This window comes from Streptomyces bauhiniae (genome assembly GCF_004784475.1).
GTDB lineage: Bacteria > Actinomycetota > Actinomycetes > Streptomycetales > Streptomycetaceae > Streptomyces > Streptomyces seoulensis.
In genome coordinates this window covers 72,149-95,394 of sequence record NZ_SRRT01000006.1, presented here as the reverse complement: position 1 = coordinate 95,394, position 23,246 = coordinate 72,149, and the positions used below count along the sequence as shown (strand labels likewise).

The window sequence follows — 23,246 nt, the reverse complement described above, 5'->3', positions numbered from 1 at the left end:
AAACACTCTCGGCCGATAATGCCGTACACCGTATAGGGAAATCGCTATACGGTGTACGGCATGTCCGCTCCCGACGTCTCGGCACCCCCGCTCCCGAAGGCCCCCGAGGGCCACCCGCGCCGCTGGCTGATCCTCGGCGTGATCTGCCTGGCTCAGCTCACCGTGCTGCTCGACAACACCGTGCTGAACGTGGCGATCCCCTCGCTCACCCACCGGCTGCACGCGGCCACCTCCGACATCCAGTGGATGATCAACGCGTACTCCCTGGTCCAGTCCGGCCTGCTGCTCACCGCGGGCAGCGCCGCCGACCGGTACGGCCGCAAGAAGATGCTGATCGCGGGCCTCGCGGTGTTCGGCCTCGGCTCGCTGGCCGCCGGCCTCTCCACCACCACGGCCCAGTTGATCGGCGCCCGCGCGGGCATGGGCATCGGCGGCGCGCTGCTGCTGACCACCACGCTCGCGGTCGCCATGCAGATCTTCGCGCCCGCGGAGCAGCCGAAGGCGATCGGCATCTGGGCCGCGGTCAACTCGCTCGGCTTCGCGGCCGGCCCACTGATCGGCGGCTTCGTGCTCGACCACTTCTGGTGGGGCGCGATCTTCCTGATCAACCTGCCCGTGGCCGCCCTCGGCCTGGTCGCCGTGGCGGCCCTCGTCCCCGAGTCCAAGGCCACCCGCGCCGTCGGCGCCACGGGCGAGCCCGCCCGTCCCGACCTGCTGGGCGCGCTGCTCTCCACGATCGGCATGACCGCCCTGGTCTTCGCGGTCATCTCCGGCCCGCACCACGGCTGGACCTCGGCCCGCGTGCTCGGCTCGGCGGCCGTGGCGGTGGCCGTGCTGGCACTGTTCGCGTACTGGGAGAGCCGGGTCGAGGACCCGATGCTCGACCTCGCCTTCTTCCGGGACCGCAGGTTCACCGGCGCGGTCGCGGGTGCGGTGCTCATCACCTTCGGCATGGGCGGCGCGCTGTTCCTGCTCACCCAGCACCTCCAACTGGTCCTCGGCTACGGCCCCCTGGAGGCGGGCGCGCGCACCGCACCGCTGGCGCTCACCGTGGTCCTGCTCAACTTCAGCGGGCTCTCCGCCAAGTGGGCGGCCAAGCTGGGCACGCCGGTGGCGATCGCGCTGGGCATGGCACTGATGGCGGGCGGCCTGGTCTCCATCGCCGAGCTGGCCTCCTCCGGGTACGCCGGCACGCTGCTCGGTCTGGTGCTGATCGGCGCCGGGTGCGCGCTGGCCAACCCGGCCATGGCGCACGCCATCATGAGCGCCATCCCGCCGGAGAAGGCCGGGGTCGGCGCCGGGATCAACGGCACGCTGGCCGAGTTCGGCAACGGGCTGGGGGTCGCCGTGCTGGGCGCGGTGCTCAGCTCGTTCCTGGCCAACGGCCGCACCCTTTCGGCCGGACTCAGCGCCGGGCAACTGGTCGGCTCCGTCTCCGTGCTGGCCGGTGGCCTGGTCGCGGCGGCCCTGCTGAAGCGGGCCCAGCGCGATGCCGGCTGAGCCGGGGTGGTTGAGCCGCCCGGACCTGGCAAGGTGTGCGGTGAGCGACGGCCCACGGAGGGAAGCCCGGTGGTGAAGGAAGACGGCCCCCCTGAGGACCGCCCCAAGGCCCGCGGCAGCGTCTGGCTGACCGGCAAGGAGCGGCGCGGCCGGGGCGGCCAGCCCTCCGGCCTGGACCGGGACCGGATCACCGCGACCTCGGTCGCCCTGCTGGACGCCGAGGGCCTGGACCGCTTCTCCATGCGCCGCCTGGCGGGCGAGCTGAACGTCACCGCGATGTCCCTGTACTGGTACGTCGACACCAAGGACGACCTGCTCGAACTCGCCCTGGACACCGTTTTCGGAGAGCTTCTGCTGCCCGATCCGGAGGACACGGCGGCCGACTGGCGCGAGCAGCTACGTACCCTCGCGACCGAGTACCGGGCGATGATGGTCCGCCACCCCTGGCTGTCCCCGATCGCCGGCCGCTTCCTCAACATCGGCCCGCACTCCCTGGCCTTCTCCCGCGCGGTGCAGCGGGTGGTCGGCCGGGCCGGGCTGCCCGCGCACGGGGTGACGGGCGCGATCTCGGCCGTCTTCCAGTTCGTGTACGGCTACGGCACGATCGAGGGCCACTTCCACGCCCGCATCGCCGACACCGGGCTGAGCGCGGAGGAATACTTCCAGCAGTCCCTCACCGTCGCCTCCGAGGTGCCCGGCACCTCCGAGGTCATGAAGGAGTCCTACGCGCTGATGGCCGCGCGCGGCGGCGACACCGTCCAGGAGATGCTCGACCGGGACTTCGCCTTCGCGCTGGACCTGCTGGTCGCGGGCATCGAAGCGATGGTGGCCCGCGGCTGACCCCTTTCGGAGGTCGGCCACGGGCCACCAGAGTGTTGCTCTACGAGTCGGACGCCCGCCGCGCCGGGAACCCGCCCGTCGCCACCGGCCCCCACCGCTCCGGCGTCACCCGGATGAGGGACTTGCCCTGCTCGGCCATGGCCTTGCGATACTCGTCCCAGTCCGGGTGCTCACCGGCGATGTTCCGGTAGTACTCGACCAGCGGCTCGACGGAGTCCGGGGTGTCCAGCACCTCGGCCGTACCGTCGATCTGGACCCAGGGCCCGTTCCACTCGTCGCTCAGCACGATCAGGCTGACCCGCTCGTCCCTCTTGGCGTTCCGGGTCTTGGCCCGCTCCGGATAGGTGGAGGCCACGATCCGCCCGGAGTCGTCCACCCCGCAGGTCAACGGGGACCCCTGCGGGGAGCCGTCGGAGCGCCGGGTCAGCAGGATGGCGCGATGGCGGGGGCGTACGAAGTCCAGCAGTTCCGGCAGGGTCACTTTGGTGTTCGTAGCGATGTTGGGTGCCATGCGCCGAGCCTAGGACGCGTTCCGTCAGAGGGACGGCAGCGCGTCGCCCTGGACCGCCTGGATGTCCAGCTCGATCCGCAGGGTGGTGCCGATGGCGGCGATGCCGGCCTGGAGGACCTGGTTGTAGTTCATGGCGAAGTCGTCCCGGTGCAGCTCGGCCGTCGCGCGGAACGCGGCCCGCGTGCCGCCCCAGGGGTCGGCGCCGGTGCCGAGGTAGGCGAGGTCCAGGTCGACCGGGCGGACGATCCCGCGCATCGACAGCTCGCCGTGCACGGTCCACCGGTCGGGGCCGGCCTGGGTCAGCCCGGCCGAGCGGTAGGTCAGCTCCGGGTACTGCGCCACGTCCAGGAAGTCGGCCGAGCGCAGGTGGGTGTCCCGCATCCCGTTGCCCGTGTCGATGGACTCGGCCCGGATGACCGCCTCCACGCGGGACTTGGTGATGTCGTCGGGCGCGATCTCGATGCCCCCGCCGAACTCGGTGAACCGGCCCCGCACGCTGGAGATGCCCAGGTGCTGCGCGACCGCGCCGACCGAGGAGTGCACCGGGTCGATGGTCCACGGTCCGGGCGGCGGCAGCTCGCTGCCGCCCTGCCGGGCCAGGGTGACCGCGCCGACCTCGGCCCGGCCGCTCGCGGTGACCAGCGCGCTGGAGGCGACGGGCGCGTACCCGACGGCGGTCACGATCACCGTGTACGCCCCCGGAGCCAGCGCGGTGTCGTCGCGCACCACGCCCTCGGCGTCGGCCTCGGCCCGCAGCACCTGCGTACCGGTCATGTCGGCCACCGTGACCACCGCGTGCGAGACGGCCCAGCCGTCACGGGTGCGGATTCTCGCGGTCAGTGCCATGGCGTTCTTCTCCCTGCGCGGCTGAGCGCGCGTCGATCAGGGGACCGGCCCGTGGCCCGCTCGGAGAAGGCGGGCCACGGGCCGGTCGGGTGAACTACTCGCCGGGGTGGGCGAGTTCGATGTCGTGACCGTCCGTGCCGGTACCGGCGACGGTCAGCGCGGTGGCCACCGGCGGGTAACCCGTGGCGATCACGGTGTACTCGCCGCCGTCCAGGTCGGTGAAGGCGTACGCGCCGTCCGCACCGGTGGTGGCGGTGCCGACCACGTTGCCCGCCTGGTCGACCAGGGTGACGCGGGCGTCGGCCAGCGGACCGTGCGGGGCCCGGACGACACCGCTGAGCAGCGCGCCGGTGTCCAGGTCGACCTCCACGCGGGTGACCCCGGTGGTGGCGACCTCCACGGGCAGCGCGCGCGGCCGGTAGCCGGCGGCGTTGACCGCGATCGTCACGGTGCCGGGCACCAGCTCGGTGAACCCGAACTCGCCCTGCTCGCCGGTCTGCGCGGCGGCCAGCAGATCACCGCGCACATCGGTGACGACGACCATCGCGTCCTTCACCGGCAGCGCGTTCCCGGCCGCCCGGACCACACCGGTCAGCCCGCTGGTGCCGCTGAGCAGGATGTCGAACGACAGCGCCTCCTCACCCACCACGACGGTGGACGCCTGCGGCTGGAAACCGTCCGCGGAGGCGATCAGCACGTACGAGCCGGTGCCGGGGGCGGCCAGCGCGTAGGAGCCGTCGGCCTGGGCGACCGCGCGGCCGAGCTGGCGGCCGGCCAGCGAGATCAGCGTGACCGCGGCGCCCGGGACCGGGGCGCTCTCGGCGCCGCGCACGAAGCCGTGCACCGGGGTGCCGCCGGCCGGCGGGGTGTCCCCGGCCATGGCGACGGCCGTCATCTGCGGGGCGGTCGCGGCCGCGGTGGCCGTGCCGTCGGCCGAGGGGGCGCCCTCGGTGGTGGCGAAGGCCATGGCCGGGACCTGCTGGGCCTCGGCGACCGCGGGGGCGGCGGCCGGGTCCGTGACGGGGGCCTCGGACTCGGAGGACTGCGCGAGCCCGCCCTTCGTCTTCAGCGGGACCTCCTTGATGAACAGCGTGATCAGGAAGGCGACGGCGGCGAGGCAGCCCGCGATGAGGAAGACATCGGCGATGCCGTGGCCGTAGGCGCTCTCCATCAGGGTCCGGATCGGACCCGGCAGCGTGTCCATGTCCGGGATGGTGTCGGTCGAGCCGGACTGGGCCATCGCGGCCTGGTACTTCGGGCTCAGCGAACCGATGCCGTCCGTGACGTAGTGCGTGATCCGGTGGGCCATCACCGCGCCGAGCGCCGAGACGCCCACCGCGCCGCCCAGGGAGCGGAAGAAGGTGACCGTGGAGCTGGCCGAGCCGAGGTCGGAGGGCGCCACCTGGTTCTGCGTGGCGAGCACCAGGTTCTGCATCATCATGCCGATGCCGAGACCCAGCAGGGCCATGAAGATGGCCATCTTCCAGTAGTCCGTGTCGTACCGGATGCCGCCCAGCAGCAGGAGTCCGGCGGTGACCAGGACGCCACCGCTGACCAGCCACGCCTTCCAGCGGCCGGTACGGGTGATGAACTGGCCCGAGACGGTCGAGGAGATGAACAGACCACCGATCATCGGGATGGTCAGGATGCCGGACATCGTCGGCGACTTGTCGCGGGCGAGCTGGAAGTACTGGCTGAAGAACACGGTGCCGCTGAACATGGCCACGCCGACGAACAGCGAGGCGAGCGAGGCGAGCGTGATGGTGCGGTTCTTGAACAGGCGCAGCGGGATGATCGGCTCGCTGGCCTTGGCCTCGACGAGCACGAACAGCGCGCCGAGCACGATCGAGCCGGCCACCATCGCGTAGGTCTGCCAGGACAGCCAGTCGTACTTGTCACCGGCGAAGGTGACCCAGACCAGCAGCAGCGAGACGGCCGCGGAGATCAGGGCGGCGCCGCCCCAGTCGACCTTCACCTCACGCTTGACCACGGGCAGGTGCAGGGTCTTCTGCAGGACGATCAGCGCGATGATCGCGAAGGGGACACCGACGTAGAAGCACCAGCGCCAGCCGAGCCACGAGGTGTCGGTGATGACACCGCCGAGCAGCGGGCCGCCGACGGTGGCGACGGCGAAGGTCGCGCCGAGGTAGCCGGAGTAACGGCCGCGCTCACGCGGGGAGATCATCGCCGCCATGACGATCTGCGCCAGGGCGGACAGACCGCCGACGCCGATGCCCTGGACGACACGGCAGGCGATCAGCATGCCGGGGTTCTGCGACAGACCGGCCGCCATCGAGCCGACGACGTAGATGATCAGGGCTATCTGGACGAGCGCCTTCTTGCTGTACAGGTCGGCGAGCTTGCCCCACAGGGGGGTGGCGGCCGTCATCGACAGCAGGGCCGCGGTGACGACCCAGGTGTAGGCGGACTGGCCGCCGCCGAGGTCACCGATGATGTGCGGGAGGGCGTTGGAGACGATCGTGGACGACAGGATCGCCACGAACATGCCGAGCAGCAGCCCGGAGAGCGCCTCCATGATCTGCCGGTGGGTCATCGGGGCCTCGTCGGCCCCGCCCCCGTGCTTGGCGTGAGCCCGCACACCGGATGGTGTGGTCGTTGCCATGGGCTTCCTTTACTTACGTGATCGCGGGTGTACGGGTTTCTGCGGAAACGGGGGCGGCCGGTCTCGGCACGCTGGAGCGGCAGTCGCCGAACGACGCGCGCAGCCGGGTCATGAGCTGGATGAGCTGGGCGACCTCGTCGTCGGTCCAGTCGCTCAGCCGCTCTTCGAGCAGCCGGCTGGTGCGCAGCGACAGCTCCACGAGCTGGTCGTTGCCCGCGGGCGTCAGGCGCAGGATGCGCGAGCGCTTGTCCGCCGGGTCCGGCGACCGCTCGATCCAGCCGCGCGCGGCCACGTGGGCGACATGCCTGCTGGTCACCGACAGGTCGACGGCGAGCAGCTCGGCGAGCTTGCTCATGCGCATCTCCTCGTGTCGGCCGAGCAGGGTCAGCACGGCGGCCGAACCGGCCGGGCAGTCGGGCGGGAGTATCCGCCCGATGTCGCGCTTCACGGCGCCGACGGCACTGAGCTGACGTGCCAGCTCCTCGAACTGCGCCTGCTCGGCCATCACACCTCCCCTATTCGTTGCTTTGGGCAACCATACGGATGCTTGGTTGCTGTAGGCAAATAAATCGGGGGCGGGTGGCGCAAAAACTTGGCAAAGGCAAGTATTGCGATCGTAAACGTGCAGGTGGACGCGGGTGACCTGCCCGCCTCTGTCCCCATGGCCCCGCACTTGGGGTGGGCACCCGGATTCGCTAGTGTCTCGGCCCATGGCTAACACCCAGGGCCCCCAGGGCAATTACGACCCCGCAGGCAGCACTCAGATGTTCCGCGCGTTCGTCGACGAGACTCCCCCGGCTCGCCAGCAGGAGGCCGCTTCCTCCGGTCCCCGCGTCGGCCTGATCATCGGCGTCATCGTGGCCGTGGCCGTCGTGGCGGCCGTCGCCTGGCTCGCGCTGAGCTGACCCCCCGGCTCCCTCGTGGAGCCCCCTTCAAAGGCCGCGGCCCGCGTCCGCGCCGAAGCGCGTGACACGGGCCGGGCAGATCTTCCTCAGGTTTGTCAGTCGGAGACAAGACCCTCGCGGAGCTGGGACAGCGTGCGGGTCAGCAGCCGCGAGACGTGCATCTGCGAGATGCCGACCTCCTCGCCGATCTGCGACTGGGTCATGTTGGCGAAGAAGCGCAGCATGATGATCCGGCGCTCGCGCGGCGGCAGCTTGGCCAGCAGCGGCTTGAGCGACTCCCGGTACTCCACGCCCTCCAGCGCCGTGTCCTCGTAGCCGAGGCGGTCGGCCAGCGAGCCCTCGCCGCCGTCGTCCTCGGGGGCCGGGGAGTCGAGCGAGGAGGCGGTGTAGGCGTTGCCCACCGCCAGACCGTCGACCACGTCCTCCTCGGAGACACCGAGCGCGGCCGCCAGCTCCGGCACGGTCGGGGAGCGGTCGAGCCGCTGGGACAGCTCGTCGCTCGCCTTGGTCAGCGCCAGGCGCAGCTCCTGCAGCCGGCGCGGCACCCGCACCGACCACGAGGTGTCGCGGAAGAACCGCTTGATCTCGCCCACGACCGTCGGCATCGCGAACGTCGGGAACTCCACGCCCCGTTCGCAGTCGAAGCGGTCGATCGCCTTGATCAGCCCGATGGTGCCGACCTGGACGATGTCCTCCATCGGCTCGTTGCGCGAGCGGAAACGGGCGGCGGCGTACCGCACCAGCGGGAGGTTCAGCTCGATCAGGGTGTCCCGGACGTAACCCCGCTCGGGGCTGTCCTCACCGAGCGCGGCGAGCCGCAGGAACAGGGAACGGGACAGCGTGCGGGTGTCGATGTCCCCCGAGGGCACCGGCAGTTGGACGGCCTCCTCGGCGGCCGGGGCCGCGTCGGGCGCCGGTGCCGGGACGGCGGGGGCGGGCGCGGCGTCGAGGGCCTCAGCGCCCTCGAAGCCGTCGAGGACGTCGAGAGCGTCGAGCTTCTGCGGCGCTGCCACGGTCTTCGTGAGCACCTTCGAGCTGCCCTGTTCTGCGGACATGCCACCCCCTTTGGGTCGCGGGACGGTCGCGGCGCGCTGTCCTGATCGAACAGCGCGGCCTTCACCTGAATTACCGGCGCCGAAGCCCCGGCAAACGCGCTTCCCGCAGAATGTCACATGTCGGCAACGCGCTGTAGTGACATGTCGACACGTGAGACGCCAAGAAGCCCTGGCAGACCGGGGTTTGACGGGCTTTCGGCGCACAATTGCCGACACTGCCGACGTGCCGTGATTCGCTCCTGACGGTGATCATTCGATCCCGCATACGAACGGCCGCTACCTGCGGTTTTCCGTTCCGTGCTCCCGTGCGCCGGTCATGCCTCGATCCGGTTGGCCGATCTGAGCCGCTGGAAGCTCCGGGCGAGCAGCCGGGAGACATGCATCTGGGAGACACCGAGTTCGGCGCTGATCTGCGACTGGGTCAGGTTGCTGTAGTAGCGGAGCAGCAGGATGCGCTGCTCGCGCTCGGGGAGCTGGACCAGCAGGTGCCGGACCAGGTCGCGGTGCTCGACGCCGTCCAGCGCCGGGTCCTCGTACCCGATGCGGTCCAGCAGTCCGGGCAGCCCGTCGCCCTCCTGCGCGGCCTCCAGCGAGGTGGCGTGGTACGAGCGTCCCGCCTCGATGCAGGACAGCACCTCCTCCTCGCTGATCCTGAGGCGCTCGGCGATCTCGGCGGTGGAGGGGGATCTGCCGAGCGCGGTGGTGAGGTCCTCGGTGGCCCCGTTCACCTGCACCCACAGCTCGTGCAGCCGGCGCGGTACGTGCACGGTGCGGACGTTGTCCCGGAAGTACCGCTTGATCTCGCCGACCACGGTCGGCATGGCGAAGGTCGGGAACTGCACGCCCCGGTCGGGGTCGAAGCGGTCGATGGCGTTGATCAGCCCGATGGTGCCGACCTGGACCACGTCCTCCATCGGCTCGTTGCGGGAGCGGAAGCGGGCGGCGGCGTAGCGCACCAGCGGGAGGTTGGCCTCGATGAGCGCCCCGCGGACCCGGTTGTGCTCCGGGGTGCCCGGGGTGAGGTTCTTCAGCTCGCCGAAGAGCACCTGGGTCAGGGCGCGGGTGTCGGCGCCCCGGCGCTTCTCGGGAGGGGGTGCGGCGGCGGGCTCGGCGGAGGGCTCGGGGAGGGTCGCGGGCGCCTCCGCCTGGGGCGGCGCAGTACTGGCCGACACGGTCAACGCCACCTCTTCATCGGTCAATCATCCGTCAAAAGCGGTCATAGCATCACAAGACATGTGCACTGTGTGCAAGCACCGCATAACTCCGTGTTGGGCCTCAAACGACGCCAATGGATGGATCGCCGGACACGGAAAAGCCCCCCGCCGTAACGGCGGAGGGCACGCTGTCCGGGCCTGCCCGGCCCTCAGAACTCGTAGTCGGCGATCACCCACGTGGCGAACTCCCGCCACAGCGCGACGCCCGCCTGATGGGCGGGGTGGTCGAGGTAGCGCTGGAGGGCGCCCGCGTCCTCGACGGAGGAGTTGATGGCGAAGTCGTAGGCGATGGGGCGGTCGGTGACGTTCCAGCCGCACTCCCAGGAGCGCAGCTCGCCGATCTGCCCGCCGAGCGCGCGGAAGGCGGCCACGCCCTCCTGGACGCGCGGGTCGTCGCGCCCGACACCCTCATCGAGCTTGAACAGGACCAGGTGCCGGATCATGCGGCGTACCTCTTGCTCTTTCGGCCGGTCAGTTCTTCGCGCCGTCCACGACCCAGGTCATGAAGTCCCCGATGGCCCCGGCGGCGTCCGATATGCCCTCGAAGGCTATCTGGACGTAGTCGGCCGCCTTGGCCGGGTCCGTGATGATCACGTACATGGCGAAGACCACGAGCGCGAACACGACGATCTTCTTGGCGTTCACCGCCACCGCGGCCTCCCCTGTCCCATCGGCCCCACTGACCTGCCTGCGGCGGCGAGTGTAACCGCCACGGGCCTGCGCGCACCCAACAGGACGGCCACGATTGTCAATTGAGGGGCCCCTGAGGGCCAACGCCGGGACGCACGAAGGGCCCCGTCCGAAGACGGGGCCCTTCTCAAGCGGTAGCGGAGGGATTTGAACCCTCGGTGACTTGCGCCACACTCGCTTTCGAGGCGAGCTCCTTCGGCCGCTCGGACACGCTACCGAGGGAGACCTTACAGCAAGGTGCCCCATCGGCAGAAATCGATACCCGGAGCCCCTCCCAGCAGGTATTTCAGCGCCCTCTGAAGAACTCCGTCAGCGGCCGGGCGCACTCCTCGGCGAGCACGCCCTGAACGACCTCGGGCCGGTGGTTGAGCCGCCGGTCGCGTACGACGTCCCAGAGCGAGCCGGCCGCGCCCGCCTTGTCGTCGCGGGCGCCGTAGACGACCCGGTCGACGCGGGACTGGACCAGCGCGCCCGCGCACATCGTGCACGGCTCCAGCGTCACCACCAGCGTGCAGCCGGTCAGCCGCCACTCGCCGAGCGCGGCGGCGGCCCGGCGCAGCGCCAGCACCTCGGCGTGGGCGGTCGGATCACCGGTCGCCTCACGCTCGTTGTGCCCGGCGCCCAGCACGGTGGTGCCGTCCGGGCCGAGCACGACGGCGCCCACCGGGACGTCACCGCCGAGCGCGGCCCGCCCGGCCTCGGCCAGGGCGAGCCGCATCGCGGGGCGCCAGGGGTCGCGCACCGGGTCCATGTTCCTCGGGGGCCTCGGGATCTCGTGCGGCGCGGTCAGCGGACGGTCTCCAGTACTTCCGAGGCGCCCAGCACCTCGGCGATCGTGCCCAGGGCGTCGTCCGCGTCCAGGGCGCGCAGCTCCTTCTCGCCGATCCCGAGATCGCCGAGGATCTCGCGGTCGCCGACCGGGCTGTGCGGGACGGCGTCGGCGTCCGGCGACTCCTCGCCGTCCTCCGTCTCCTCGGACTCGCCGTCCTCGGTGCCGTCGAGATCCAGGGCGTCCAGGTCGGGCCCGTCGTCCGCGCCGGGCTCGCGGCCCAGCAGCTCATCGGTGAGGAGCAGTTCCCCGTAGGCGCTGCGGGCGGCGGCGGCCGCGTCGGAGACATAGATACGGGGGTCCTCCTCCCCGTCCACCCGGACGACCCCGAACCAGGAGTCCTCCTGCTCGATCAGGACGAGCACCGTGTCCTCCTCCGGCGACGCCTCGCGGGCGAGGTCGGCCAGATCGGACAGGGTCTCCACATCGTCGAGCTCCGTGTCGCTCGCTTCCCACCCGTCTTCGGTGCGCGCGAGCAGTGCGGCGAAGTACACCGTGACTCTCCCACTGGTCATAGGTGTGCCGGTCGGGGGGTCCCCCCGGCGGAGGTCCGGGCGGGGGAGCAGGTGCGCTCCGGGGTCCGCCCACTGGGAATCGTGGCAGAAACAAGTCGCTCAGGGGACGTCTTCGGCTCCCTGTGTCCGGCTGTTTCGGTCGTCCGTCACCGAACGGCCGACGGCGGGTCCGGGAAGGGCTCACCAGCGCACCCGTCGCCGCCACCTGCGGATCGTACGCGGCGTCGCGAGCGCCGATGACAGGACCGTACGACGGCCGGGGCTACCAGCGGAACGTTCGCATGCGCATGGCGTGGCGCAGCCGGGCCGCCTTGGCGCGGCGCGGCTGGACCCGGTCGCGCAGTTGCCGGGCCTCGGCCAGGTCGCGGAGGAACTGGGCCCGGCGGCGCCTGCGTTCGGCGTCCGTCTCGGGCTGCGGGGGCCTGAAGGGCCCGATCTCCCCGGTCGTCGCCGGGCCGTTGTTCGGCAGGTTCGGCAGGTCAGCCACGGTTTCACCACCCCGGTCGGTCTTGTGCGCATTCCCCCGGACGGGCGGTTTGATGCCGAGACGAGGCACAGGGCGGGCACGGTTACTGTTGAAGACATGCGTCTCCACGTCGTCGACCACCCCCTGGTCGCTCACAAGCTCACCACGCTGCGCGACCAGCGCACCGACTCCGCGACCTTCCGCCGTCTCGCCGACGAGCTGGTCACCCTGCTCGCCTACGAGGCCACGCGCGACGTGCGCACCGAGGCCGTCGACATCCAGACCCCGGTCGCCCGGACCACCGGCGTCAAGCTCGCCCGCCCGCGCCCGCTGGTGGTGCCGATCCTCCGGGCCGGTCTCGGCATGCTGGACGGCATGGTCCGGCTGCTGCCGACCGCCGAGGTGGGCTTCCTGGGCATGATCCGCAACGAGGAGACGCTCCAGGCGGAGACCTATGCCTCCCGCATGCCGGACGACCTCTCCGGCCGCCAGGTGTACGTCCTGGACCCGATGCTGGCCACCGGCGGCACCCTGGTCGCGGCCATCCGCGAGCTGATCCACCGCGGCGCCGACGACGTGACCGCCGTGGTCCTGCTGGCCTCTCCCGAGGGCGTCGAGGTCCTGGAGCGTGACCTGGCCGGCACCCCGGTCACCGTGGTCACCGCCGCGGTGGACGAGCGCCTGAACGAGCAGGGCTACATCGTGCCGGGCCTGGGCGACGCGGGCGACCGCCTGTACGGCGCGGCCGAGTAGGTACCAAGAAAAGGGGGGCCGCCCGGTTGGGTGGCCCCCCTTTTTTTGCTCTGCGGTTCAGCAGGTCTTCTTCTTGGTGGTCGTGACCGCCGCCACCTGTTCCGGCGCGGTCAGCTTGGTCACCGCGCTGTCGGCCGCCGGCCGCTGGGTCAGCGCCTTGAACCTGTCCCCGATGACGAGGTCCAGCTCGGTGCCCTTGCGGGCCGCGTCGGTACGCCGCTCGGCGTCCGTGAGCTGGGTGCTCAGCACCGGCAGTGTGGTGTCGAGGGCGGTGGCGGGACCGATGAGCATCCCGGTGCCCTTGACCTTCTTGTCGAACTGCTTGTCCGCGTTGCCCACGTCGCCGATCTTGAAGCCGCGCTTCTTCAGCTCGTCCGCCGTCTGCTTGGCGAGCCCGGAACGCGTGGTGGCGTTGTAGACGTTCACGGTGATGGTGCCGGGCTTGGGCAGGGCCTTGACCGGAGCCGCCTTGGCGACCTTGGTGCGGCAGTCCGCCGCGTGACCGGACACCGAGCCGTCGCCGCCGGTGAAGACGTCGATGAGCTGCAGCGTGCCCCAGCCGGCGACGCCCAGCGCGGCCACGGAGGCCACGACGGCGGCGACGAGCCTGCCGCGTCGCCGGGGCGGGCGCATCCGAGGGTAGGTGTCCCCTGTGATCCGGTATTTACCGCCCATGCCGGGGGGAGTCAGCATGCTCATGAGCGCAGCGTAGTGCGCCGAGGCCGCGATGCCTATTAGATGATCAGTCCATCCGGCGTAGCCGAACCCGAAAGGGGTAACCGGCGCCCCGTACGGGCCAGTCGGGCTTGCCCCGACAGCCGGTCAGCCCAGTTCGAGGACGCGGGCGTGCAGCACCTGGCGCTGCTGGAGCGCGGCGCGGACCGCGCGGTGCAGCCCGTCCTCCAGATAGAGGTCGCCCTGCCACTTCACGACATGGGCGAAGAGGTCGCCGTAGAACGTGGAGTCCTCGGCGAGCAGCGTCTCGAGGTCGAGCTGCTGCTTGGTGGTCACGAGCTGATCGAGGCGGACCGGGCGCGGCGCGACGTCCGCCCACTGCCGGGTGCTCTCCCGGCCGTGGTCGGGGTACGGCCGGCCGTTTCCGATGCGCTTGAAGATCACACGGAAAGCCTACCGGCCCAGACGTTCCGGGCGCAGCCATGGCGGCGGAGTGCGACGCTGAAAAAGACACGGCAAAGCGGGCATTACGGCGACTACCGGCAGTGGCGGTCACCGGGACGAGGGGCCTTGAGATGAGCGACAGCGCGACCACGCCCGCCCCCGACGGCTCCGGCCCGGCCCAACTGCCCGACGCGGCCCGCCCGATCGCGGCCGGCTACGCCTTCACCGGCCCGGCGCTCGACCTCGGCGCGCTGCTGTGGGACGGGGTGTGCCACCCGGAGGCGCAGGTACGGGTGCCGCTGCCGATGCTGAACCGGCATGGACTCGTCGCGGGCGCCACCGGCACCGGCAAGACCAAGACGCTCCAGCTCATCGCCGAGCAACTCTCCGCGCAGGGCGTCCCGGTGTTCCTCGCGGACGTCAAGGGCGACCTCTCCGGCATCGCCCGGCCCGGCCAGGGCGGGGCCCGGGTGAGCACCCGCGCGGCGGAGACCGGACAGAGCTGGTCGGCGGAGGGCTTCCCGGTGGAGTTCCTGGCGCTCGGCGGGATCGGCCACGGCATCCCGGTGCGGGCCACCGTCACCAGCTTCGGGCCGGTGCTGCTGTCCAAGGTGCTGGGCCTGAACCGCACTCAGGAGCAGTCCCTCGGCCTGATCTTCCACTACGCCGACACCAAGGGCCTGGAGCTGATCGACCTCAAGGACCTCCGCGCGGTCGTCGCCTTCCTCACCTCCGACGAGGGCAAGCCCGAACTGAAGGGCATCGGCGGGCTGTCCACCGCCACGGCCGGGGTGATCCTGCGCTCGCTGACCGCGTTCGAGGCGCAGGGCATGGCGGACTTCTTCGGCGAGCCCGAGTTCGACACGGCCGACCTGCTGCGCCTCGCGCCGGACGGGCGGGGCCTGGTCTCCGTACTGGAGCTGCCCGCGGTGCAGGACAAGCCGCAGTTGTTCTCCACGTTCCTGATGTGGCTGCTGGCCGACCTCTTCCACGACCTGCCCGAGGTGGGGGACGCCGACAAGCCGAAGCTGGTGTTCTTCTTCGACGAGGCGCATCTGCTCTTCCACGACGCCTCGGACGCCTTCCTGGACGCCATCACCCAGACCGTGCGGCTGATCCGGTCCAAGGGCGTCGGCGTCTTCTTCGTGACCCAGACCCCGAAGGACGTCCCCTCCGACGTGCTCGGCCAGCTCGGCAACCGCGTCCAGCACGCCCTGCGCGCCTTCACCCCGGACGACCAGAAGGCGCTGAAGGCGACCGTGAAGACCTTCCCCGACTCGCCCTACGACCTGGCGGAACTCCTCACCGGCCTCGGCACCGGCGAGGCCGTCATCACCGTGCTCAGCGAGAACGGCGCCCCCACCCCGGTCGCCGCCACCCGGCTGCGCGCCCCGGAGTCCTTGATGGGCCCGGTGGACCCGGCCGAGCTGGACCGGGCGGTACGGGAGTCGCCGCTGTACGGACGTTATGCACAGGCTGTGGACCGCGAGTCGGCGTACGAGAAGCTGACGGCGGCCCAGGCTCAAGCCCCCGCTGAGGGACCCAGGACCAAGCGGGAGGACGAGCCCTCGCTGGTGGAACAGGTCATCGGCAGCGGGATGTTCAAGTCGCTGGCCCGCTCGGTGGGTACGCAGCTCGGCCGCGAGATCACCCGCTCCCTGTTCGGCACGGCCCGGCGGGGGAGGTAGTCCGCCCCCGCCGGTGCGTCAGCGGCGCTTCTCCTCGGGCGGCCGCTGAGCCTTCTTGTCCCGCTGGGCGGGTGCGTTGCGGCGGGCCTCGGCGCGCAGCAGGGCGCGCAGGACCGCGTAAGGGTCGGTGGGCATGGCTGTGGTCCTCCTGCATCCGAGCTGATGTGAGCGGTGCCGACTGCTCGGTCCGCTCAGCAGCGCAGGACGACCGTGCTGAGGAGGGGTGCGGGGTACGGGGGCCGCGTGCGTTCCGGGTCCGGTGCCGCGCCGGCCGGGGCGGACGCGGGGGCGGGCGGGGGAGCGGTGCGGTCGGGGAGGCCGGCGTGGTGGCGGGTGCGGGCGCCGGGGCGGGCCGGGGTGGCGTGCAGGTCGTGCTCGTATTCCTGGGCCATGCCCGGCACCGGGCCGGTCTGCGCGAGGGCCACATGGCCGCCGGGCACCGACAGGGCGAGCAGCAGCACGAGCGCCCGGAACCAGCTCCGGGCGCGCGAGGCACGAGGACGCGCGGTGCTCACGCGGGTCCTCTCCCCGCCGAAGCCCCCCGCTGCGCCTCCGGCCGCCGAAGTCCGCCCGCACGGCGTACGACGGCGGCGGGAGGTTGACGACCGGAGGAGAGCGACGGGGGCCGCGGGTCAGACCGTCTGCGGGATGTCCTTGGCGCGGCCCTTGATCCGGAAGGAGGTGATGATCTCGACGATGCCGACGACGATCAGCCACCAGCCGCCGACCAGGGTCAGCACGGCCACCGACTCGAAGGGGGAGTCGATCAGCACGATGCCGGCGATGAAGGTGACGATGCCGAGGAAGATGTGCCAGCCGCGCGCGGGCATCCCCTTGTCGGAGACGGCGGCCATGGTCTGGGTGACGCCCCGGATCAGCCAGCCGATGCCGATCCACAGCGCCAGCAGCAGGATCGACTGCATCGGCCCCCGGAAGCAGAGCAGGCCCAGCAGGATCGACAGACCGCCGCTGAGGAAGGCCAGCACCCGCAGCGAGGTCTTCTTGTGCGTGCCGAAGGCCGAGACGAGCTGGAAGACACCGCTGACCAGCAGATAGAGGCCGAACAGCACGCCGACCGCGACCAGGGTGGCCCCCGGCCAGATCAGTACCAGGATGCCGAGGATCAGCGAGGCGATGCCGGTGAGCAGCACGACCTGCCAGGCCGCCTGGGACAGCATGTGCAGCGGTCCCTCGAACGGCTCCTCGTAGTCGTGACGCTCCCGCTCCGCGCGCTCACGGTCCTTGTCCATCCGGACCGCGTCGGGCCCGGTGGCGCTGCCGGGCGGGGCCTGGCCCGCGCCGGGGTTCGGTTCGTACGGGCCGCCCTGCGTGGGGCCGCCGATGGGAGGCTCGGTCATGTTCCATGCTTGGACCGAACGGGGACATTCCGCCACTCGGGGGCGGCCGACGGGTGCTACTCCTTCGCCTTGGCGGCCTTCGCCGCCTTGGCCGCCGCCTTCATCTCCTGCTTGTGCGCCCGCACCTTGGCCAGCGACTCCGGCCCGGTGATGTCGGCGACGGAGCGGTACGACGTGGTCTCGCCGTACGCCCCGGCCGCCTCCCGCCACCCCTTCGGCGTCACCCCGAGCTGCTTGCCGAGCAGGGCGAGGAAGATCTGCGCCTTCTGCTTGCCGAACCCCGGCAGCGCCTCCAGCCGCTTCAGCAGCTCAGGCCCGCTGCCGGCGTCCCGCCACACCGCCTCGGCGTCCCCGTCGTAGTGCTCGACCAGGTACTGGCACAGCGTCTGCACCCGCTTGGCCATCGACCCCGGATAGCGGTGCACGGCCGGCTTCTCGGAGAGCAGCGCGGCGAACTCCTCGGGGTCGCGGGCGGCGATGTCGTGCGCGTCCAGGTCGTCGGCGCCCATGCGGCGCGCGATCGTCTCCGGGCCCTTGAACGCCCACTCCATCGGGATCTGCTGGTCCAGCAGCATCCCGGTGAGCGCGGCGAGCGGGCTGCGGCCGAGCAGCGCGTCGGCGTCGGGGTCCTGGGCGAGGTGCAGGGTGACGTCCATGCGTCCATGATCCCGCGCGCGGGATCAGTCCGCCCGCCAGTACCCCAGCGCGTGCACCCGCTGCTTGGGCACGCCGAGTTCCTTGCGGACGTACGAGCCGAGGGCGCGGGTGGTCGCGGTGTCGCAGGCGATCCACACGTACGGGTGCTCGGTGCCGGACAGGATCTCGGGCAGCTCGGCGCGGACCCGCTCGACCAGGTGCTTCCCGGCCTCCTGGCGCGGTACCTCGCGGATCTCGTGCCGCTCGGGGTCGGCGCCGGACGGGAGTCCGTCGAGGGTGCCCTCGAACCAGACGGTCGCCGGGGCCGAACCCAGCTCTTTGAAAAGGGAGTTGATCGCGGGCAGCGAGGCGGTGTCGCCGACCACCAGGACGTGCGAGGGGTCGGGCTCGGGGCGCTGGAAGCCGGTGCCCTGGACGGTCGCCTCGACGGTGTCGCCCTCCTTGGCCGCGCGGGCCCAGTCCGAGGCGCACCCCTCGTGCAGGGCGAACTCCAGGGCGAAGGTGCCGGTCTCCGGGTCGGGGTCGACCAGGGTGTAGGCGCGCTGGTGGGGGCGGCCGTCGTCGGAGAACCACAGGCGGACCCACATCGTGGGGTGCACGCCGGTCGCCGCGAGCAGCCCGCCGTCGGTCATCCGCAGCCGGCGGTAGTGCGGGGTGACGTCCTCGGCGCCGGTCACCGTGAACGTGAAGTCCTTCGCCCGCAGCAGTTTGAGTACCGCACCCTCCCAGCCCCGACCCTGACCCATCGTGTCTCCACCCCTCGCGTACGATTCCTTCACTTGGCTGTGAAGTTAGGCAAGGCTAACCTAAAACGGAAGGGTGCTCCAGGGTGACCACCGAGACCTACCGCGACGCCTGGGGCATCCCCCATCTGCGCGCCACCAGTGCCCGTGAACTCGCCCGCGCCCAGGGCCGGGTGACCGCCATCGACCGCGCCTGGCAACTGGAGGTCGAACGGCATCGCGCGCAGGGCACCTCGGCGTCCTTCCTCGGCGCCTCCGCGCTCCCCTGGGACATCTTCGCCCGCCGCGCCCGCCTCGACGACACCGCGAGACGGTGCTTCGCCGCGCTGGAGAGACGGGACCCGGAGACGGCGGACTGGGTCCGCGCCTACGTCGACGGCGTCAACGCGGGCCTCGCCGAAGGGGCCGCCCGCACACCGGAGTTCGCGCGAGTGGGCCTGGCTCCCGGCCGCTGGGAACCCTGGACCCCCCTCGGCGTCTGGCTCGGCACGCACATCCTGTTCGCCGGCTTCCCGGCCAAGCTCTGGCGCGAGGAGGCGATACGGCACCTCGGTCCCGACGCGGTCGGCCTCTTCGCCACCGACGGCCCCGGCACCGCGGGCAGCAACGGCTGGCTCCTCGCCGGCACCCGCACCACCACCGGCCTCCCCCTCCTGGCCGGCGACCCCCACCGCTTCCTGGAGGACCCCGGCGTCTACCAGCAAATCCGCCTCTCCTGCCCCGAGTTCGACGTAGTCGGCCTCGCCGTCCCCGGCGTCCCCGGCATCGCCCACTTCGCCCACACCGGCCCCGTCGCCTGGTCCATCACCAACGCCATGGCCGACTACCAGGACCTCTACCACGAACGCCTCCGCCGAACGGGCGCGGGCGTGGAGGCGCTGTCCCCGGAGGGGGTCTGGCAACGGGCGGTCCGGTGCGTGGAGGTTGTCGAGGTCGCGGAGGAGGGGGCGGTGGAGATCGAGGTCATCGAGACTGAGCGGGGGCCGGTGATCGCCGGGGGGCCTGAGGGGCTGGGCGGTCTGGAGGGGGTGGTGAAGGCGGAGGATGCATCCGCCGAGGAGGGCGTGCCCAGCGGGCCAGAGGCTTTCGCCGACTCCGCCGACCCCGTCGAGTCCGCCGCTCCGGCCAAGTCCCTCGACTCCGCCGACCCCGCCGAGCCCTCGGCCCCGGCTGCCTCGGCGGAGTCGGCCGAGTTCAGCGCGTCCCGCTCGTCGACCAGTGGGCAGCGCCGTGCCGATGCGAGTGGTTCGTCCGGCGGGGCCGTCAGCTTGGGCTCACTCGATGCGCCCGTCCCTTCCCCCATCCCCCTCCCGACGGCCGCCGACGGCGGGTCCGCCCCACAGGGGCCACCCGCACCCGACGACGAAAGTTGTACGGGTGGTGCGGGTGGGAACCAATTCCCCGCCGAAGGCGAAGCCGAGGCGGAAGCGCCCGCTACCGCACTGGCCCTCCGTTACCCACCCCGCGTCACAGAAGACCTCGGCTTCAGCGCCCTCCTCCCCCTCCTGAGGGCCCGCACAGTCGCCGACGTGGACAGGGCTCTGGACGCCTGGACCGAGCCCGTCAATGTCGTACAGGCCGCCGACACCACAGGCGCCGTACTCCACAGACTCGCCGGCCGAGTCCCCGTACGCCCCCGTACCAACAGCCTCCGCGTGGTCTCCGCCTGGGAGAAGGGCCACGAATGGCAGGGCTGGCACACACCCCCGTACGCCCCGCTGGACAACGGCATAGCCGTGATGGCGAACCAGCGCGGCCCCGCCACCCCCCTCGGCATCGAGTTCGCCCCACCCCACCGGGCCAACCGCATCCGCACCCTCCTGGAACAACGACCCACCTGGTCCGCCACCGACCTCCCCGCCATCCACACCGACACCCACCTGGCCTCGGCGGCTCCCCTCCTGACCCGCCTCGCGCAACTCAAGACCCTCACCCCGGAAGCCACCCGCCTCCGCGACACCCTGCTGTCCTGGAACCGCCACATGGACGCGGACAGCGTGGAGGCAGCCGTATACGCGGCCCTCCGCACAGCAGTCGTCCGCCGCCTGGCCGCCCACCCCGCATTCGCACCCCTCACCGAACCCCCGGCCTACCCCGAAGTCCTCCTCCCCTGGATGTCCCTCACGGCCCGCATCGGCTTCGCCCTCGAACACCTCCTGAACGCAGAGGGGTTGTACGGAATCGACCGCCAAGAGACCGTACGGGAAGCCCTGGAGGAGATCGCGGAAGCACCCCCCACCACCCCCTGGTCCGCCACCCACCGAGTGGCCCCCTGGCGCGCCCTCCCCGAACCCCCGTACACAGAACCGGGCTTGGCCGGCGACCACGACTGCGTCAACTGCACCACCGCCGTCCCCGGCATCACCGACCTCGCCGCCCGAGGCCCCGCCGCCCGCTACGTCTGGGACCTCAACGACCGCGACAACAGCCGCTGGATCGTCCCCTTCGGCGCGGACGGCGTACCCGGCAACCCCCACCACCGCGACCAACTCCCCCTGTGGCTCAAGGGAGATCTCGCAGAGGTCGTCACCGACTGGACCCAACTCACCCTCGAACACACCGACATAGCCGAGGAAGCACATGCCTGAGACCGCCCACCACGAACAGCACATCCCCGACTTCGGCACCGTAGCCATCCGTCCCCTCAACCCCGCCACGGACGCCCGAGTCATCCACACCTGGGTCAGCCAGGAGAGAGCCGCCTTCTGGGGAATGACGAACCTCACCGAGGCCCAAGTGGCGGAGATCTACGCCCACATGGCCACCCTCGACACCCACCACGCCCACCTCGTCACCAAGGACGGCGACCCCGCGGCTCTCCTCCAGACCTACGACCCCGCAGCCGACCGCGTGAGCGAGTGCTACGAGGTCCGTCCGGGAGACATAGGCGTCCACCTCCTCCTCGCCCCCGCCGCCCCCGACGCCCACAGCCCCGGCTGGACCTCGGCCCTGCTGACCGTGGTCGCGGACTACGTCCTGCGCGTACTGGACCGCACCCGCGTCGTCGTCGACCCGGACGTCCGCAACACCAAGGCCATCACCCGCTTCGAACGCCAGGGCTTCACCACCGGCCCCGAGGTCGTCCTCCCCGAGATCGACCTCCCGGACGTGTACCTGCCGGAGAAGCGCGCCCGTCTCGCCTTCCTCACCCGCGAGACCGCCTTCGCGGAGGCCACCGGTACGGTTTGAGCGCCCCGCCGCCGGCATCCGTACAGGCGGGGGACAGGGCGGGGTCCGAAGACGGAGGCGGGACGACGTGCGCGACCGTAAAAGAGCGCTGCGGCGCGTGCTGTTGGCGGTCGCGAGCCTCCTCCTGCTCGTCCTCGGCACCGCGTCCCCCGCCTCCGCGCACGCGGCCCTGCGCGCGACGAACCCCGAAGACGGAACGATCCTCCAGCGCGCTCCGCGCACGCTGACCCTGACCTACACCGAGTCGGTCGGCCTGCTCACCGACTCCTTCCGCGTCTACGACCCCGAGAACCACCGCCTGCGCACCGGCCAGGCCGACCACGCCCCCGGCCGGGCCGACACGGTCCGCGTCCCGCTGCCGGCGCGGATGGCGAAGGGCACGTACGTGGTGGCGTGGCGCGTGGTCTCCGCCGACAGCCACCCCGTCTCCGGCGCGCTCACCTTCTCGGTGGGCGAGCGGACGGTGACGAGGGCGACGGCTCCTGGCGCGGCGGAGAACGGTACGACCACCAGCCTGTACAACATCGCCCGCTACTTGGCGTATCTCGCGGTGGCGCTGGTGCTGGGGGCGGCCGCGTTCGTGGCGTACTGCCGTCCGCCCCAACGCCTTCTGCTGCGGCCGCTGTTCGTCGTCGGCGCCGCCACTCTGCTCGTCTCCACGCTGGCCCTGTTCCTGTTGCGAGGCCCGTACGAGGAGGGCACGGCACCGGAGTTGGCGTCTTTTGGCCGCGCGCTTACCACGCGTCCCGGTGAACTCTTGCTCGCGCGCCTGGCGTTGCTCCTGCTGGCCGTAGTTTTTGGCCTGGTCCTGCGCCGCCGTCCCGTACCGCGCGCTTTCGCGGTGACCGTGGGCGCGATCCTGGCCGTGGCTCTCGCCCTGACCTGGTCGGCCGCCGAACACGCCTCGGCCGGCATCCAGGTCCCGCTCGCCATCGCCTCCACCACCCTCCACCTCCTGGCGACGGCGGCCTGGCTGGGCGGCCTGGCGGCCCTGCTCCTCACCCTGCGCGCCCCGGCCGTCCCGCCGCAGGTCGTGACCCGCTTCTCCCGCCTCGCCCTGACCTCGGTGATCGTCCTGGTCGTGACCGGCGTCTACCAGTCCTGGCGCGGCCTCGGCACCTGGCAGGCGCTGACGGACACGACGTACGGCCGCGTACTGCTGGCGAAGCTGGTGGCGGTGGGGGTGCTGCTGGGGGCGGCGGCGTGGTCGCGGAGGTGGACGGGACGGTTGCCGAAGACGGCGGAGGCGCCGGTGCCGGACCTCCCTGTAGGACAGTTGCGCCGCACGGTACTGGCGGAGGCGGCCGTAGGCGTGGTGGTCCTGGTCCTGACGACCCTGCTGACCAGCACGTTGCCGGGCCGAGCGGCAGAGGAGGCGGCCACGGCGGAGACGGGCATCCCGGCGGCCTCGGTCACGACGGTCCCGTTCACGGTGGGCGAGAACGGCCGAGGCAAGGTCCAGATCACCTTCGACCCCGGCCGGGTGGGCCCGAACTCCGTCCAGGCAGTGGTCTACGGCGCGAACGGCGCCCTGGCGGCCGTCCCCGAACTCCGCATCACCATGACCCTCCCCGCCCAGCGCCTGGGCCCCCTCGACACGGGTGTCACCGACCGAGGCGGCTACTGGGCCACGAACTCCTTCAACCTCCCGATCCCCGGCACCTGGACCATGAAGGTGACGGTACGGGTATCGGAGTTGGACCAGGTGACGGTCTCCCGCGCGATACGGGTGGCACGCTGACGGT

Annotated in this window: 25 protein-coding genes and 1 tRNA gene; 8 read left to right on the top strand and 18 right to left on the bottom strand. The window is 71.6% G+C overall.

What is annotated here, in order from left to right; genetic code table 11:
* Positions 1-60: 60 nt before the first annotated feature.
* Entirely contained in the window at positions 61-1,500 is a 1,440-nt protein-coding gene (locus E5083_RS20210) for an MFS transporter (RefSeq protein ID WP_135787124.1), read from the top strand.
* A gap of 69 nt (positions 1,501-1,569) precedes the next feature.
* Positions 1,570-2,340, top strand: coding sequence for a TetR/AcrR family transcriptional regulator (locus tag E5083_RS20205; protein ID WP_244317590.1), 771 nt, complete (start codon positions 1,570-1,572; stop codon positions 2,338-2,340).
* Positions 2,341-2,380: 40 nt separating this feature from the next.
* Here E5083_RS20205 and E5083_RS20200 read toward each other — a convergent pair whose 3' ends face one another.
* From E5083_RS20200 to E5083_RS20185, 4 genes are all read right to left on the bottom strand, one after another.
* Positions 2,381-2,851 (bottom strand): PPOX class F420-dependent oxidoreductase, encoded by a 471-nt coding sequence (locus E5083_RS20200; protein WP_135787123.1) that lies wholly within the window; start codon positions 2,849-2,851, stop codon positions 2,381-2,383.
* Between the two features lie 24 nt (positions 2,852-2,875).
* Positions 2,876-3,697, bottom strand: a complete 822-nt coding sequence (locus E5083_RS20195) for a YceI family protein (RefSeq protein WP_135787122.1) — start codon at positions 3,695-3,697, stop codon at positions 2,876-2,878.
* A gap of 94 nt (positions 3,698-3,791) precedes the next feature.
* A complete protein-coding gene (locus E5083_RS20190) occupies positions 3,792-6,251 on the bottom strand; it encodes an MFS transporter (protein ID WP_167513604.1) in 2,460 nt (819 codons plus the stop codon).
* Positions 6,252-6,333: 82 nt separating this feature from the next.
* Complete coding sequence (locus tag E5083_RS20185) at positions 6,334-6,825, bottom strand: MarR family winged helix-turn-helix transcriptional regulator (RefSeq protein WP_135787120.1); 492 nt, start codon at positions 6,823-6,825, stop codon at positions 6,334-6,336.
* 205 nt (positions 6,826-7,030) lie between these two features.
* On the opposite strand from E5083_RS20185, the gene E5083_RS20180 reads away from it, so the two are divergent.
* On the top strand, positions 7,031-7,225 hold the full coding sequence (locus tag E5083_RS20180; protein WP_167513591.1) for a hypothetical protein: 195 nt from the start codon (positions 7,031-7,033) through the stop codon (positions 7,223-7,225).
* A 95-nt stretch (positions 7,226-7,320) separates the two neighbouring features.
* Here the strand turns inward: E5083_RS20180 and E5083_RS20175 are convergent, their stop codons facing one another.
* From E5083_RS20175 to E5083_RS20140, 8 genes are all read right to left on the bottom strand, one after another.
* Positions 7,321-8,280 carry an RNA polymerase sigma factor SigF gene (locus tag E5083_RS20175; protein ID WP_135787118.1) on the bottom strand — a complete coding sequence of 320 codons (960 nt, stop codon included), beginning with the start codon at positions 8,278-8,280 and terminating at the stop codon, positions 7,321-7,323.
* A 314-nt stretch (positions 8,281-8,594) separates the two neighbouring features.
* The gene (locus E5083_RS20170) at positions 8,595-9,458 is read right to left on the bottom strand and encodes an RNA polymerase sigma factor SigF (protein WP_031179172.1); all 864 of its coding nucleotides are present in this window, start codon (positions 9,456-9,458) and stop codon (positions 8,595-8,597) included.
* A gap of 185 nt (positions 9,459-9,643) precedes the next feature.
* Complete coding sequence (locus E5083_RS20165; protein ID WP_135787117.1) at positions 9,644-9,937, bottom strand: Dabb family protein; 294 nt, start codon at positions 9,935-9,937, stop codon at positions 9,644-9,646.
* Positions 9,938-9,965: 28 nt separating this feature from the next.
* A complete protein-coding gene (locus E5083_RS20160; protein ID WP_030806336.1) occupies positions 9,966-10,145 on the bottom strand; it encodes a hypothetical protein in 180 nt (59 codons plus the stop codon).
* A 171-nt stretch (positions 10,146-10,316) separates the two neighbouring features.
* A tRNA-Ser gene (locus tag E5083_RS20155) sits at positions 10,317-10,401 on the bottom strand.
* A gap of 69 nt (positions 10,402-10,470) precedes the next feature.
* Positions 10,471-10,935, bottom strand: coding sequence for a tRNA adenosine(34) deaminase TadA (gene tadA, locus E5083_RS20150; RefSeq protein ID WP_135787116.1), 465 nt, complete (start codon positions 10,933-10,935; stop codon positions 10,471-10,473).
* 35 nt (positions 10,936-10,970) lie between these two features.
* Positions 10,971-11,507: a tRNA adenosine deaminase-associated protein gene (locus E5083_RS20145; protein ID WP_135787502.1), complete on the bottom strand. Its 537-nt coding sequence runs from the start codon at positions 11,505-11,507 to the stop codon at positions 10,971-10,973.
* 283 nt (positions 11,508-11,790) lie between these two features.
* Positions 11,791-12,006, bottom strand: coding sequence for a hypothetical protein (locus E5083_RS20140; protein WP_376122028.1), 216 nt, complete (start codon positions 12,004-12,006; stop codon positions 11,791-11,793).
* A 105-nt stretch (positions 12,007-12,111) separates the two neighbouring features.
* Here E5083_RS20140 and upp point away from each other — a divergent pair, with 105 nt between their 5' ends.
* On the top strand, positions 12,112-12,747 hold the full coding sequence (gene upp / locus E5083_RS20135; protein ID WP_135787115.1) for a uracil phosphoribosyltransferase: 636 nt from the start codon (positions 12,112-12,114) through the stop codon (positions 12,745-12,747).
* Between the two features lie 57 nt (positions 12,748-12,804).
* Here the strand turns inward: upp and E5083_RS20130 are convergent, their stop codons facing one another.
* Both E5083_RS20130 and E5083_RS20125 read right to left on the bottom strand, forming a co-directional pair.
* Positions 12,805-13,422: a LytR C-terminal domain-containing protein gene (locus tag E5083_RS20130; protein WP_037854853.1), complete on the bottom strand. Its 618-nt coding sequence runs from the start codon at positions 13,420-13,422 to the stop codon at positions 12,805-12,807.
* A gap of 147 nt (positions 13,423-13,569) precedes the next feature.
* Positions 13,570-13,866, bottom strand: a complete 297-nt coding sequence (locus tag E5083_RS20125; protein ID WP_003986294.1) for a type II toxin-antitoxin system VapB family antitoxin — start codon at positions 13,864-13,866, stop codon at positions 13,570-13,572.
* A 131-nt stretch (positions 13,867-13,997) separates the two neighbouring features.
* Here E5083_RS20125 and E5083_RS20120 point away from each other — a divergent pair, with 131 nt between their 5' ends.
* Positions 13,998-15,554 (top strand): helicase HerA-like domain-containing protein, encoded by a 1,557-nt coding sequence (locus E5083_RS20120; protein ID WP_135787114.1) that lies wholly within the window; start codon positions 13,998-14,000, stop codon positions 15,552-15,554.
* 191 nt (positions 15,555-15,745) lie between these two features.
* Here E5083_RS20120 and E5083_RS20115 read toward each other — a convergent pair whose 3' ends face one another.
* The 4 genes from E5083_RS20115 to E5083_RS20100 form a co-directional block, all read right to left on the bottom strand.
* The gene (locus E5083_RS20115) at positions 15,746-16,069 is read right to left on the bottom strand and encodes a hypothetical protein (protein ID WP_135787113.1); all 324 of its coding nucleotides are present in this window, start codon (positions 16,067-16,069) and stop codon (positions 15,746-15,748) included.
* A gap of 117 nt (positions 16,070-16,186) precedes the next feature.
* Positions 16,187-16,804: an HdeD family acid-resistance protein gene (locus E5083_RS20110; RefSeq protein ID WP_425276744.1), complete on the bottom strand. Its 618-nt coding sequence runs from the start codon at positions 16,802-16,804 to the stop codon at positions 16,187-16,189.
* Positions 16,805-16,968: 164 nt separating this feature from the next.
* Complete coding sequence (locus E5083_RS20105) at positions 16,969-17,568, bottom strand: HhH-GPD-type base excision DNA repair protein (protein WP_135787112.1); 600 nt, start codon at positions 17,566-17,568, stop codon at positions 16,969-16,971.
* A 24-nt stretch (positions 17,569-17,592) separates the two neighbouring features.
* Entirely contained in the window at positions 17,593-18,315 is a 723-nt protein-coding gene (locus E5083_RS20100; protein WP_135787111.1) for a siderophore-interacting protein, read from the bottom strand.
* Between the two features lie 83 nt (positions 18,316-18,398).
* Between E5083_RS20100 and E5083_RS20095 the strand changes: the two genes are divergently transcribed.
* The 3 genes from E5083_RS20095 (at position 18,399) to E5083_RS20085 (ending at position 23,242) form a co-directional block, all read left to right on the top strand.
* Positions 18,399-20,900, top strand: coding sequence for a penicillin acylase family protein (locus tag E5083_RS20095; RefSeq protein ID WP_135787110.1), 2,502 nt, complete (start codon positions 18,399-18,401; stop codon positions 20,898-20,900).
* Positions 20,893-21,501, top strand: a complete 609-nt coding sequence (locus E5083_RS20090; protein WP_135787109.1) for a GNAT family N-acetyltransferase — start codon at positions 20,893-20,895, stop codon at positions 21,499-21,501. Before E5083_RS20095 ends, E5083_RS20090 begins: the two co-directional genes overlap by 8 nt.
* 67 nt (positions 21,502-21,568) lie before the next feature.
* Entirely contained in the window at positions 21,569-23,242 is a 1,674-nt protein-coding gene (locus E5083_RS20085) for a copper resistance CopC/CopD family protein (protein WP_244317589.1), read from the top strand.
* Positions 23,243-23,246 lie beyond the last annotated feature (4 nt).